Raw genomic sequence first — 12,958 nt, 5'->3', positions numbered from 1 at the left:
GTAATCGGGTCTGGCAAGCTCGGCGCATGACTCCCCGTGCCGCTGACCGTGCCCGGTACGACCGGGCCACCGCCCATCTCGACGCGCCCGTCGCGATCGTCGACCTGGAGGCGTTCGACGCCAACGCCGACGACCTGGTGCGCCGGGCGGGCGGCAAACCGGTCCGGGTGGCCAGCAAGTCGGTGCGCTGCCGCGCCCTGCTCGAACGGGTGCTGGCCCGCCCGGGGTTCGCCGGGATCATGTCCTTCACGCTCGCCGAGTCGCTGTGGCTGGCGCGCGCCGGGTTCGAGGACGTGCTGCTCGCCTACCCGTCGGCCGACCGCACCGCGTTCGCCGAGCTGGCCGCCGATCCGAAGCTGGCCGCCGCGGTGACCGTGATGGTCGACGACACCTCCCAGCTGGACCTGATCGACGCGGCCCGCGCGGGCGGCACCGAGGAGGTCCGGGTCTGCCTGGAGCTGGACACCTCGCTGCGCCTGCTCGGCGGCCGGGTGCGGATCGGCGCGCTGCGCTCTCCGCTGCGCGAACCGGCCCAACTGGCCGAACTGGCCCGCTCGGTGGCCCGGCGCCCCGGCTTCCGGCTGGTCGGCCTGATGGCGTACGAGGGGCACGTCGCCGGGGTCGGCGACGACGTGGCGGGCAGTCCGCTGCGGTCCCGGGCCATCCGGCTGATGCAGTCCGCCGCGCGCAAGGAGCTCGCCGTGCGGCGGGCCGCCGTGGTGCGCGCCGTGCGCGCGGTCGCGCCGGACCTGGAGTTCGTCAACGGCGGCGGCACCGGCAGCGTGCAGCACACGGCGGCGGAGGCGGCGGTCACGGAGATCGCCGCGGGTTCCGGGCTGTACGTGCCGCGCCTGTTCGACAACTACACCTCGTTCAGGGGCCGTCCGGCCGCACTGTTCGCCCAGCCGGTGGTGCGGCGCCCCGGGGTGGGCGTGGTCACCGTGCTCGGCGGCGGCTACCCGGCGTCCGGCGCGCCCGGCGTGGACCGGCTCCCGGTCCCGTACCTGCCCGAGGGCCTGCGCTACGACCCGCAGGAGGGTCCGGGCGAGGTGCAGACGCCGCTGATCGGGGCTCCGGCCGACGACCTGCTGATCGGCGACAAGGTGTGGTTCCGGCACGCCAAGGCCGGGGAGCTGTGCGAGCGGTTCGACGAGCTGCACCTGGTGGAGGGCGACCGGGTGACGGGGGTGGCGCCCACCTACCGGGGCGAGGGCCGTACGTTCCTGTGAGCCCCGCCCGTGCGCCCCGGTCCGGGGCGCACGGGTCCGTGCCTAGCGGGCCGCCTCCACCAGACCCCGCATGACCCGCGGGTCGGTGCCCATCTCCGGGTGCCACTGGACGCCCAGCACCCAGCCCTCGGGCAGCTCGACCGCCTCCACGGTGCCGTCCTCGGCGTGGGCCGAGGGCAGCAGGTCGCGGCCCAGCCGGTCCACCGCCTGGTGGTGGAAGGTGGGCACCCCGGTCGCCTCCGGGACCAGTCCCCCGTACAGCGTGCCCGGCACCGGCTTGACCAGGTGCTCGCCGAACGCCCCCGGCTCGCCCCGGTGTCCGTCCAGGTGCTGCACCAGCGTCCCGCCCAGGGCCACGTTGAGGACCTGCATCCCCCGGCAGATGCCGAGCAGCGGCTTGCCCGCCGCCAGCGCGGCCTCGGTCAGGGCCAGTTCCCAGGCGTCCCGGCCCCGGGCGGGCGGGCCGGTGCGGGGGTCGGGCTCGGCCCCGTACCGCACCGGCTCCACGTCCGGGCCCCCGGCGATGACGACCGCGTCGAGCCGCGCCACCACCCGCGCCGCCTCGGCCGGGTCGTCCGGCGGCAGCAGCGCGGCGAGGCCGCCCGCCTCCTGCACCAGGCGGTGGTAGCCCTCGGGCAGCAGCGCGGCGGGCAGGTCCCACAGCCCCCAGCGGGCCGATGCCTCCAGGTACGTCGACACGCCGATCAGCGGCTTGGTCACCTTCAACTCCCTCTGCGGGCGGGCCCGGTCGGCTGGTGCGACGGGCAGGACACTTGTGCGTGCGGCAACGGCGCCGAGCGTAGTGCGCTCAGCTCACCGCTCCAGCTCCGCCTCGGCCGCGGCCAGCGCCGCGAACTCCTCCTCCGGGGCGCCGGCCACCAGGTGGTGGCGGCTGTAGAAGGCGAAGTAGGCGAGCGCGACCACGTACACCCCGAGCGCGATGAACGCCGCGTCCTTGTCCACCAGGAAGGTCGCGACCAGCGCCGAGAGGGCGAGGACGAAGGCGACCGAGGAGGTCACGATGCCGCCCGGGGTGCGGTACGGGCGCGGCAGTCCGGGCTCGCGGCGGCGCAGCACGATGTGGGAGAGCGCCATCAGCGCATACGAGATGGTGGCGCCGAAGACCGCGATGTTCAGCATCCGGGCGCCGTTCCCGGTGCCCGCGGCCAGCGCGAAGCCGATCGCGCCGGGGATCAGCAGGCCCAGGTAGGGCGACTTGCGGCGGCTGGTGAGGGACAGGAAGCGGGGCAGGTAGCCCGCGCGGGACAGCGCGAAGAGCTGGCGCGAGCCCGCGTAGATGAGGGAGAAGAAGGACGCCACCAGGCCCGCCAGGCCCGCGTAGTTGACGAACCGGCTCAGCGCGGTCGGGTCGCCGTCGCCCTGGAGCGCCACCACCAGCGGGTTGCCCGCCTCCTGGAGGGCGGCCGAGCCGCGCGCCCCGGTCGAGGCGAAGAAGGTGAGCACGGCGAGCAGCACCAGGATCGACATGGAGATCGCCAGGGCGCGCGGCATCGAGCGCACCGGGTCCTTGGCCTCCTCGGCGGCCAGCGGCACGCCCTCCACGCCGAGGAAGAACCACATGCCGAACGGGAAGGCGGCCCAGATGCCGAGGAGCCCGAACGGCAGCCAGGAGCTGGAGCCGAAGGCGTCGTGGTCGACCGGGATGTCGTTCAGGCCGGAGGCCTGGAAGTCGGTGAACGCGCCGACGGCGAAGACCAGCAGCGCCGCGACGGCGATGGCCGTCACGACCAGGCTGAAGCGCAGCGCCTCGCCGACGCCCCACAGGTGGATGCCGATGAAGACCGCGAAGCAGGCCAGGTAGACGGGCCAGCCGGACTCCAGGCCGAACAGTCCGAGCGACTCGACGTAGTCGCCGATGAAGATGGAGATCGCGGCGGGCGCCAGGATGTACTCGATGAGGATCGCCGTGCCGGTCAGGAAGCCGCCCCAGGTGCCGAGCGCCCGGCGGGCGAAGCCGTAGCCGCCGCCCGCGGTCGGCAGGATCGCGGACAGCTCGGCGAGCGCGAAGACCAGGCAGGCGTACATCGTGCCCATCAGCACGGTGGCGATGGCGAGTCCGGCGAAGCCGCCCTTGGCCAGGCCGATGTTCCAGCCGGAGAAGTCGCCCGAGACGACGTACGCGACGCCGAGTCCGGTCAGCAGCAGCCAGCCCGCGCTGCCGCGCCGCAGCGTCCTGCGCCGCAGGTAGTCGTCCGTCGGTGGTGTTCCGGCGCTTCCGGCGCCCCCGGTCGTGTCTTCGAGCGTCATACCAGCACAGCTCCCGCATCCGACCCAATGGAATGGATGCATACCTTTGCGGTGCGGGTCGGGGGAGCGCAAGTCCCCTGCGTTACTTTCGGGTTACGCGCCGGGGCGCCCCGGACGCCGTCGCCGGCGGCGCGGGCGGTACGTCACCCGTATCCCGCGCCGCCGTCCGCGAAACCCTCCGCGCCCTCACGCCAGGAAGCCGCGCAGCAGCGCCGCCGTGCCCGCGCAGTGCTCCCGCATCACCTCGCGGGCCGCGTCCGCGTCCCCGTCGAGCACCGCCTCCACCAGGACGGCGTGCTGGTGCTGCGAGTGCTCCAGGTTGCGCACGAGCAGCGGGATGCAGTCGAGCAGGTCGTTCACGGTCGCCCGGACGGCCGCGTACTGGGCCGTCAGGGTGGGCGAGCCGGAGAGCTCGGCGAGCGTGAGGTGCAGCAGGGTGTCCTGGCGGCGGTAGTCGCCCAGCGGGGCGTCCTGGGTGGCCGCCAGGGCCGTGCGCAGCCGGGCGGCGCCCTCGTCCGACAGGCCGTGCGCGGCGCACAGGCCCGCCGCCCCCACCTCCAGGACCTCGCGGAAGCGCAGGGTGTCCTCGACGTCCACCGAGGCGGTGCGGCGGCGCAGTTCGTCCTCGCCGGCCAGCCGCTCGTCGCGGGGCAGTACGAACGTGCCGCCGTAGCGGCCGCGCCGGCTCTCCACCAGGCCCTGGTCCTGGAGCACCTTCAGGACCTCGCGCAGGGTGACCCGGCTGATGCCCATCCGGTCGGCCAGGTCCCGTTCGGCGGGCAGCCGTTCGCCGCCCGGCACCAGGCCGAGCCGGACGACCTGGAGGATCTGCTCCAGCGCCTCCTCGAAGCCGTTGCCCGCCCGCACCGGGCGCAGGACGGGGGCGAGCCTGTCCTCCGTCCCGTCGATCTTCGTGCCGTCTTTCGCCACGTCGCGGTTTCCCCTTCCCAAGCAAAGGTCTTCGGCAATACCTTATGGCTTCCGGCTGATCCAAGGAGGCACAACCCCGTGGCAGACCGCAAAGCCCCGCTGGCCGTCGAGGAGCTGCGCGCCCTCGTCGCCGGTGGTGAGATCGACACAGTCGTCCTGGCCTTCCCCGACATGCAGGGGCGGCTCCAGGGCAAGCGGTTCGCCGCTCCGTTCTTCCTGGACGAGGTGCTGGAGCACGGCACCGAGGGCTGCAACTACCTGCTCGCCGTCGACACCGAGATGAACACCGTCGACGGCTACGCGATGTCCAGCTGGGACCGGGGCTACGGCGACTTCGCCATGCGCCCCGACCTCACCACCCTGCGCCGCGTCCCGTGGAACGACGGCACCGCGATGCTCATCGCCGACCTCGGCTGGAACGACGGCTCCCCCGTCGTCGCCGCCCCCCGCCAGATCCTGCGCCGCCAGCTGGAGCGCCTCGCGGAGCACGGGTACACCGCGCACGTCGGCACCGAGCTGGAGTTCATCGTCTTCAAGGACACCTACGAGCAGGCCTGGGACTCCGGTTACCGGGGCCTGACCCCCGCCAACCAGTACAACATCGACTACTCCGTCCTCGGCACCGGCCGCATCGAGCCCCTGCTGCGCCGCATCCGCAACGAGATGGCGGGCGCGGGCCTGACCGTGGAGTCCGCCAAGGGCGAGTGCAACCCCGGCCAGCACGAGATCGCCTTCCGCTACGACGAGGCGCTGACCACCTGCGACCAGCACTCCGTCTACAAGACCGGCGCCAAGGAGATCGCCTCGCAGGAGGGCGTCTCGCTGACCTTCATGGCCAAGTACAACGAGCGCGAGGGCAACTCCTGCCACATCCACCTCTCGCTCCAGGACGCCGAGGGCCGCAACGCCATGGCGGGCGAGGGACCCGACGGGATGTCCCCGGTCATGCGCCACTTCCTGGCCGGACAGCTCGCCGCGCTCCGCGAGTTCTCCCTGCTCTACGCCCCGAACATCAACTCGTACAAGCGCTTCCAGCCCGGCTCGTTCGCCCCCACCGCCGTCGCCTGGGGCCACGACAACCGCACCTGCGCCCTGCGCGTGGTCGGCCACGGCCGCTCGATGCGCTTCGAGAACCGGCTGCCCGGCGGCGACGTCAACCCCTACCTGGCCGTCGCGGGACTGGTCGCGGCCGGCATCCACGGCATCGAGCAGAAGCTGGAGCTGCCCGACGCCTGCCCGGGCAACGCCTACGCCGCCGACTACGCGCACGTGCCCACCACCCTGCGCGAGGCCGCCCGCCTCTGGGAGGAGAGCACGGTGGCCAGGGACGCCTTCGGGGACGAGGTCGTCGCCCACTACCGCAACATGGCGCGGGTCGAACTCGACGCGTTCGACGCCGCGGTGACCGACTGGGAGCTGCGCCGCTCCTTCGAACGCATGTGAGGAACACCCCCTTGCTCCAGGAACTCCAGGTTCTGAACCCGGCGACCGAGGAGGTCGTCGCGACCGTCCCGGCGGCCACCGCCGCCGACGTGGACACGGCCGTCGCCCGGGCCGCGCGCGCCCAGCGCGGCTGGGCCGCGGCCGCCCCCGCCGACCGGGCCCGGCTGCTGCGCCGCTTCGCCGCCGTCGTCGACGCGCACCGCGAGGAACTGGCCCTGCTCGAAGTGCGCGAGGCCGGGCACACCATCGGCAACGCCCGCTGGGAGGCGGGCAACGTCCGCGACCTGCTCGACTTCAGCGCGGGTGGCGTCGAGCGGCTGAGCGGCCGTCAGATCCCGGTCGCCGGCGGCCTCGACGTCACGATCCTCGAACCGCTCGGCGTCATCGGCGTGATCGCCCCGTGGAACTTCCCGATGCCGATCGCCGCCTGGGGCACCGCCCCGGCGCTCGCCGCGGGCAACGCGGTGATCCTCAAGCCCGCCGAGACCACCCCGCTGACCGCGCTGCGGCTGGCCGAACTGGCCCTGGAGGCGGGGCTGCCCGAGCACCTCTTCCAGGTGCTGCCCGGCGAGGGCGCCGTCGCGGGCAACGCCCTGGTCGAGCACCCCGGCGTCGCCAAGATCGTGTTCACCGGCTCCACCAGGATCGGCAAGCAGATCATGGCCAGGGGCGCCGAGCGGCTCAAGCGCGTCACCCTGGAGCTGGGCGGCAAGAGCCCCAACATCGTCTTCGCCGACGCGGACGTCGAGGCCGCCGCCGCGGCCGCCCCGATGTCCTTCCTCGACAACAGCGGCCAGGACTGCTGCGCCCGCACCCGGATCCTGGTGCAGCGGGCGGTGTACGACAGGTTCCTCGACCTGCTCGTGCCCGCGGTGCGCTCCGTGGTGGTCGGCGACCCGGCCGACGAGAAGACCCAGATGGGCCCGCTGATCTCAGCCGTGCAGCGCGAGCGTGTGCGGTCGTACGTCACCGGTGACCTCACCGTGGCCCGCGGCACCGCGCCCGAGGGCCCCGGCTTCTGGTACCCGCCCACCCTGGTCACCGACGTCGCGCCGGACGCGCGCGTCGCCGTGGAGGAGGTCTTCGGACCGGTCGCCGTGGTGCTGCCCTTCGAGGACGAGGCCGACGCGGTGCGCCTGGCCAACGCCACCGACTACGGCCTGGCCGGCTCGCTGTGGACCCGCGACGTGGGCCGCGCGCTGCGCGTCTCGCGCGCCGTCCGGGCGGGCAACCTGTCGGTCAACTCCCACTCCAGCGTGCGCTACTGGACCCCCTTCGGCGGCTTCAAGCAGTCCGGCCTCGGCCGGGAGCTCGGACCCGACGCCCTCACCGCCTTCACCGAGACCAAGAACGTCTTCATCAGCACGGAGGAACCCGCACAGTGACCGAAGAGATCATCTGCCGCCGCCTGGTCGGCCGCACCGCCGTCATCACCGGGGCGGGCAGCGGCATCGGCCTCGCCACCGCCAGGCGCCTGGCCTCCGAGGGCGCCAACGTCGTCTGCGGCGACATCGACGAGACCGCGGGCAAGGCCGCCGCCGAGGCCGTCGGCGGGACCTTCGTCAAGGTCGACGTCACCGACGCCGAGCAGGTCGAGGCCCTGTTCAAGACCGCCTTCGACACCTACGGCAGCGTCGACGTCGCCTTCAACAACGCCGGCATCTCGCCGCCCGACGACGACTCCATCCTCACCACGGGCCTGGACGCCTGGCGGCGGGTCCAGGAGGTCAACCTGACCTCCGTGTACCTGTGCTGCAAGGCCGCGCTGCCCTACATGCAGCGGCAGGGCCGGGGCTCCATCATCAACACCGCCTCGTTCGTGGCGATCATGGGCGCGGCCACCTCGCAGATCTCGTACACCGCCTCCAAGGGCGGCGTGCTCGCCATGTCCCGCGAGCTGGGCGTGCAGTTCGCCCGCGAGGGCATCCGGGTCAACGCGCTCTGCCCGGGGCCGGTCAACACCCCGCTGCTCCAGGAGCTGTTCGCCAAGGACCCGGAGCGCGCCGCGCGCCGCCTGGTGCACATCCCGGTGGGCCGGTTCGCCGAGGCCGACGAGATCGCGGCCGCCGTGGCGTTCCTGGCCAGCGACGACTCCTCGTTCGTCAACGCGACCGACTTCCTGGTCGACGGCGGCATCTCGGGCGCGTACGTCACCCCGCTCTAGGCACCCCGTTCCGCGACCCTTCGCCCCTTCGACCCTTCGAGCGGCCACGGCCGTTCACCTCGAGATCACCACCCCGACAGCCGGGCGTCGCACGACGCCCGGCTGTCGCGCGTAGATCAGGAGCGTGCACATGAACACGACCCACCGCCGGACCGCGGCCGCGGCCCTGACCCTCGCCGCCGCCGGACTCGTCACCGCCCCGCCCGCCCAGGCCCACCACCGCCCGCGCCCCGCCGCGTGCGCCGAACTGGAGGTCTCCCAGGGCTGGTACGGGGAGAACAAGGCCCGGCTCCAGCAGCTCATCGACACCTACGGCCGCTGCGGGGGCCGCGAACGCGACCGCGGCGCCAAGCCGGTCGCCGTCTTCGACTGGGACAACACCGTCATCAAGAACGACGTCGGTGACGCCACCATGTTCTGGCTGCTGCGCAACGGCCGGCTGCGCGCCCCGCAGCACGGCGACTGGCGCACCACCAGCCGCTACCTGACCGCCGACGCCTCCGCCGCGCTCTCCGCCGCCTGCCCCACCCGCACCGCCCTGCTGCCCACGGCCACCGACACGCGCTGCGCCGACGAGGTGCGTTCGGTGTACGCGGACGGGCGCACGAGCACCGGGGGGACCGCGTTCTCCGGCTACGACCGCCGCCGCATGGAGCCCCAGTACGCCTGGCTCGCGCAGCTGCTGCACGGCTGGACCACCCGCCAGGTCGAGTCCTTCGCCGCGGCGGCCCGCGCCGAGAACCTCGCCGCGCCGGTCGGCGCCGAACAGAAGGTCGGCAGCGCGTCGGTCACCGGCTGGGCCCGCTACTACGACCAGCAGCGCGACCTGATACGTACGCTCCAGAGGTCCGGCTTCGACGTGTGGATCACCTCCGCCTCGCCGGAGCCCGTCGTGGACGTGTGGGCGCGGGGCGTCGGCATCGACCGGGCGCACGCCGTGGGCATCCGCAACACCACCGAACACGGCCGTCTGACCAGCCACTTGAAGGGGTGCGGCAGCGTCCGCGACGGCCAGGACTCGATGATCACGTACATCGACGGCAAGCGCTGCTGGATCAACCAGGAGGTCTTCGGGGTGCGCGGCCCCGCGGCCGAGCGGGTCCAGCCGGCGGCGCGCCGCCAGGTGTTCGCCGCGGGCGACTCCGACACCGACGTGTCGTTCCTGCGCGACGCGACGGGGCTGCGGCTGGTGCTGAACCGGAACAAGAACGAGCTGATGTGCCGGGCGTACGACAACGCGGACGGGCGCTGGGTGGTGAACCCGATGTTCATCGAGCCGAAGAAGCGGAAGGCCGCCCCCTACCCGTGCGCCACGACGGGCTACACGTCCCCGGACGGCACCGGGTCGCCGGTCCTCCGCACCGACGGGACACCGATCCCGGACCAACGGGACACGGTGTACGCCCCCTGACCCCACACCCTCCCAGGCCGGGGGCCCCTGGGGCGCGGGCCCCGAGGCCAAGGCCCGCGCCCCCGCGGCCTACCCCCGCGTCAGCCCCAGCAGCTCCCTCGCCGGTCCCCCGGGTCGCTGCCCGCGCGGCCACACCGCCCGCAGGCTCCTGCGCAGCGTCACGCCCGCCACCTCGACCCGTACCAGGCGCCTCCCCGCCAGCTCCTCCGTCACCGCCAGCTCGCTCAGCACCGCCACCCCCGCCCCGCTCACCGCCGCCGACTTCACCGCCGTGGTGGAGGCGAGTTCGAGCAGAGGGTCCGCGAGCCCGCCCAGCTCCGCCTCCAGGACCTGGCGCGTCCCGGAGCCGCGTTCGCGCAGGATCAGCGGCGTGGCGGCCAGTTCCGCGGCGGGCACGGGCGCCCGGCGGCGGGCCCAGGGGTGCGTCGGCGCGGTCACCACGGCCAGGCGGTCGTGCGCCACCGTCGCCGCGTCGAGCCCCGGCGGCACGTCGAGCCCCTCCACGAAGCCGAGGTCCGCCTCCCCCGCGAGCACCCGCCCGGCCACCGTCGCGGAGTTCCCGGCGTGCAGCGACACCGCCGTCCCCGGGAGGCGTTCGCGCAGCGCGACCAGCCAGCCGGGCAGCAGGTACTCGGCGATGGTCATCGACGCGGCGACCCGCAGCCGCGAGTCCCGGCGGTCGCGCAGCGCCTGCGCGCCCGCGTCGAACGCCTCCGCCGCCTCCAGGACCCGTACCGCCCAGTCCGTGACGAGCGCCCCCTCGCCGGTCAGCCGCGAGCCGCGCGGCGAGCGCTCCACCAGGGCGACGCCGAGCTGCCGCTCCATGGAGCGGATGCGGCTGCTCGCGGCCGGCTGGGTGATCCCGACCTCCCGGGCGGCCCGCCCCAGGCTCCCCAGCCGCGCCACCGCGACCAGCAGCTCCAGCGCGCCGAGGTCGGGCACCCGGTGGGACAGGGGCGACGGCGGGGAGGGCGGAAGCGGGGGATCACTCATAAGCCCAGGTTATGCCCTCATAGATACGTGGTGGCTACCGCCATCCCCCGCCGCGCGGGACCGTGGACCCATGGTCACCGTCGCCCAGCCCCGAACCAGCCGAGCCACCGGTCACACCGGCCCCCGGACCCCGGCCGCCGCCCCGCGCCCCTTCCCCGGCGTCCGCCACCTCGGTCCGAACTGGTACGCCGCCGTCATGGGCACCGCCGTCATCGCCAACGCGGGCGCCTCCCTGCCGGTGGACCTGCCCGGCCTGCGCATCGTCTGCACCGCCTTCTGGGCGCTCTCGCTGGCGATGCTGCTGGCCCTGCTCACCGCCCGCGCCCTGCACTGGGCGCACCACCGCGACCAGGCCCGCGCCCATCTGCTCGACCCCGCGATGGCGCCCTTCTACGGCTGCCTGTCGATGGCGCTGCTGGCGGTCGGCGGCGGCACGATGATCGTCGGGCGCGACTGGATCGGCACCCCGGCTGCCGTCGCCGTGGACTCCGTCCTGTTCACGGCCGGGACCGCCGTGGGGCTCGCGGCCGCGGTCGCCGTCCCGTACCTGATGATCGCCCACCACCGGATCGAGCACGCCGCCCCGTCCTGGCTGCTCCCGGTGGTCGCCCCGATGGTCTCCGCGGCGCTCGGTCCGCTGCTGCTGCCCCACCTGGCCGCCGGGCAGCCCCGCCAGACGCTGCTGCTCGCCTGCTACGCGATGTTCGGGATCAGCCTGCTCGCCACCCTGGTGATGGTGCCCCTGGTCTTCGGAAGGCTGGTCACCGGGCCGACGCTGCCGCTGGCCCTGACCCCCACCCTGTTCCTGGTGCTCGGCCCGCTGGGCCAGTCCACCACCGCCGCCGACAAGTTCGCCGACACCGCGGGCGACGTCCTGCCCGCCTACGGGCGCGCCTTCACCGGCTTCGCCGTCCTCTACGGCGTCCCCGTCATGGGCTTCGCCCTGCTGTGGCTGGCGCTGGCCGGGGTGCTGGTGCTGCGGGCCCGCCGCCAGGGCATGGGCTTCGCGATGACCTGGTGGGCCTTCACCTTCCCGGTCGGCACCTGCGTGACCGGTGCCGAGGGCCTGGCCCGGCACACCGGTGTGACCGCGCTGCGCTGGCTGGCGGTCGCCCTGTACGTCCTGCTGGCCGCCGCCTGGCTGGCCGCCGCGCTGAACACCCTGCGGGGCCTGCTCAGCCGAGAGCTGCTCGCAGCACCCGGGGCGCCTCGGCCAGTGACGGCCCGTACCAGGTGAGGTGGCGCCCGCTGACGAGCGCGGCGGGCAGCCCGGGGAACGCCTCGGGCCCGTCCTGCGCGCTGAAGCGGTACGGCTCGTCCGGCAGCACCACCAGGTCCGCGCCCGCGTCCCGCAGCTCCTCGACCGGCACCCGCGGATAGCGCTCGGCGTGGTCCTCGTAGGCGTTGCGCACACCGAGGCGGGCCAGCAGGTCCCCGGCGAAGGTGTCGCGCCCCAGGACCATCCAGGGCCGCCGCCAGACGGGCACGACGGCCGTGCGGTACGCGGCCGGGGTCACCGCCGCCCAGGCCGCCTCCGCCTCGTCGAGCCAGCGCGGCCGGGTCCGCCCGCAGGCGCGCAGGACCCGCTCCAGCTCGCGGAAGGCCCCGGGGAGGTCCCGTACGTGCGTCACCAGGACGTCGAGGCCGGCGGCCCGCAGCGCGGCCAGGTCCGGCTCCCGGTTCTCCTCCTCGTTGGCCAGCACCAGGTCGGGCCGCAGGGCGACGACGGCCGCCGGGTCGGGGTTCTTGGTGCCGCCGATCCGGGTGACCGCCAGGCCCGCCGGGCGCTCGCACCAGTCGGTCGCGCCGACCAGCACCCCCGGGGCGCTCTCGGCGACCGCCTCGGTGAGCGAGGGGACCAGCGACACCACCCGCATCAGGCGTCCGTGACCTCGACGTGGTCGGAGACGGCGACCACGAGCAGCCGGGTGCCCGGCTCGGTGGCGCGCCAGCGGTGCCGCACCCCGCCGGACAGGTACAGGCTGTCGCCGCGCTCCAGGCGGTGGGCGCGGCCCTCGGCCTCGACCTCGGCCGCGCCGTCGGCGACGTACAGGATCTCGTCGTTGCGGTGCAGGAACTCGCGGCCCGCGTCCTGTTCGCCGGTGTACTCCACGGCGTGCAGCTGGTGGCGGCCCCGCACCAGCGGGCGCACCCCCGCGGCGCCGGTGTCCCGGGCCGACTCGGCGGCCCGCACGACGTCGACGACGCGCGCGCTCTCGGCGTCGGCGAGCAGCTGGGCGTCGGTGGTGCCCAGGGCGTCGGCGACGCGCTGCAGGGAGCGGCCCGAGGGACGGGCGCGCTCGTTCTCGACCTGGCTGAGGAACGGGACGGACAGGCCGCTGCGCGCGGCGACCTGGGCCAGGGTGAGCTCCAGTGCCCGGCGCCGCCTGCGGACGGCCACGCCCACCCGGAGTGACTCCTTGTCGTCCATCTGTGCGGCTCCCTCCCTCTGGTGCTCGGTCCCGTGGCCGCACCGCGCGTTCCTTGGTGCGTTCACCTTACGCAGCTTCGGCGCGCCGT

General features: G+C 74.3%; 12 protein-coding genes. 6 read left to right on the top strand and 6 right to left on the bottom strand.

Translation table 11 applies throughout. The features are described 5' to 3' along the window. Positions 1-26: 26 nt before the first annotated feature. The gene (locus ABT160_RS18390) at positions 27-1,229 is read left to right on the top strand and encodes an amino acid deaminase/aldolase (protein WP_351648671.1); all 1,203 of its coding nucleotides are present in this window, start codon (positions 27-29) and stop codon (positions 1,227-1,229) included. A gap of 42 nt (positions 1,230-1,271) precedes the next feature. Here ABT160_RS18390 and ABT160_RS18385 read toward each other — a convergent pair whose 3' ends face one another. The 3 genes from ABT160_RS18385 to ABT160_RS18375 all read right to left on the bottom strand — a co-directional run bounded on the left by ABT160_RS18385 (position 1,272) and on the right by ABT160_RS18375 (position 4,427). Continuing rightward, entirely contained in the window at positions 1,272-1,949 is a 678-nt protein-coding gene (locus ABT160_RS18385) for a gamma-glutamyl-gamma-aminobutyrate hydrolase family protein (protein WP_351648669.1), read from the bottom strand. Positions 1,950-2,042: 93 nt separating this feature from the next. Continuing rightward, positions 2,043-3,497, bottom strand: coding sequence for an ethanolamine permease (eat, locus tag ABT160_RS18380; protein ID WP_351648668.1), 1,455 nt, complete (start codon positions 3,495-3,497; stop codon positions 2,043-2,045). Positions 3,498-3,683: 186 nt separating this feature from the next. After that, the gene (locus ABT160_RS18375; RefSeq protein ID WP_351648666.1) at positions 3,684-4,427 is read right to left on the bottom strand and encodes a FadR/GntR family transcriptional regulator; all 744 of its coding nucleotides are present in this window, start codon (positions 4,425-4,427) and stop codon (positions 3,684-3,686) included. Between the two features lie 78 nt (positions 4,428-4,505). Here ABT160_RS18375 and ABT160_RS18370 point away from each other — a divergent pair, with 78 nt between their 5' ends. From ABT160_RS18370 to ABT160_RS18355, 4 genes are all read left to right on the top strand, one after another. Next, a complete protein-coding gene (locus ABT160_RS18370; RefSeq protein WP_351648665.1) occupies positions 4,506-5,870 on the top strand; it encodes a glutamine synthetase family protein in 1,365 nt (454 codons plus the stop codon). An 11-nt stretch (positions 5,871-5,881) separates the two neighbouring features. Beyond that, positions 5,882-7,255: an aldehyde dehydrogenase family protein gene (locus ABT160_RS18365; protein WP_351648664.1), complete on the top strand. Its 1,374-nt coding sequence runs from the start codon at positions 5,882-5,884 to the stop codon at positions 7,253-7,255. Next, positions 7,252-8,034 carry a 3-oxoacyl-ACP reductase gene (locus ABT160_RS18360; protein WP_351648662.1) on the top strand — a complete coding sequence of 261 codons (783 nt, stop codon included), beginning with the start codon at positions 7,252-7,254 and terminating at the stop codon, positions 8,032-8,034. The genes ABT160_RS18365 and ABT160_RS18360 overlap by 4 nt, the downstream gene beginning before the upstream one ends. 130 nt (positions 8,035-8,164) lie before the next feature. Next, complete coding sequence (locus ABT160_RS18355; RefSeq protein ID WP_351648661.1) at positions 8,165-9,445, top strand: haloacid dehalogenase-like hydrolase; 1,281 nt, start codon at positions 8,165-8,167, stop codon at positions 9,443-9,445. A 69-nt stretch (positions 9,446-9,514) separates the two neighbouring features. On the opposite strand, the gene ABT160_RS18350 is transcribed toward ABT160_RS18355, so the two are convergent. Beyond that, positions 9,515-10,438, bottom strand: a complete 924-nt coding sequence (locus ABT160_RS18350; protein ID WP_351648660.1) for a LysR family transcriptional regulator — start codon at positions 10,436-10,438, stop codon at positions 9,515-9,517. 70 nt (positions 10,439-10,508) lie between these two features. Between ABT160_RS18350 and ABT160_RS18345 the strand changes: the two genes are divergently transcribed. Further along, positions 10,509-11,675: a TDT family transporter gene (locus ABT160_RS18345; RefSeq protein WP_351648659.1), complete on the top strand. Its 1,167-nt coding sequence runs from the start codon at positions 10,509-10,511 to the stop codon at positions 11,673-11,675. Here ABT160_RS18345 and ABT160_RS18340 read toward each other — a convergent pair. After that, positions 11,614-12,315 (bottom strand): helical backbone metal receptor, encoded by a 702-nt coding sequence (locus ABT160_RS18340; protein WP_351648658.1) that lies wholly within the window; start codon positions 12,313-12,315, stop codon positions 11,614-11,616. The two genes, ABT160_RS18345 and ABT160_RS18340, sit on opposite strands and share 62 nt — an antisense overlap. Next, on the bottom strand, positions 12,315-12,869 hold the full coding sequence (locus tag ABT160_RS18335; RefSeq protein ID WP_351648657.1) for a helix-turn-helix domain-containing protein: 555 nt from the start codon (positions 12,867-12,869) through the stop codon (positions 12,315-12,317). Before ABT160_RS18335 ends, ABT160_RS18340 begins: the two co-directional genes overlap by 1 nt. Positions 12,870-12,958: the final 89 nt, after the last annotated feature.

The organism is Streptomyces sp. NPDC001941 (assembly GCF_040296945.1).
Lineage (GTDB): Bacteria > Actinomycetota > Actinomycetes > Streptomycetales > Streptomycetaceae > Streptomyces.
The sequence above is the reverse complement of the archived record's forward strand: the minus strand, read 5'-3'. Positions and strand labels throughout refer to the sequence as shown.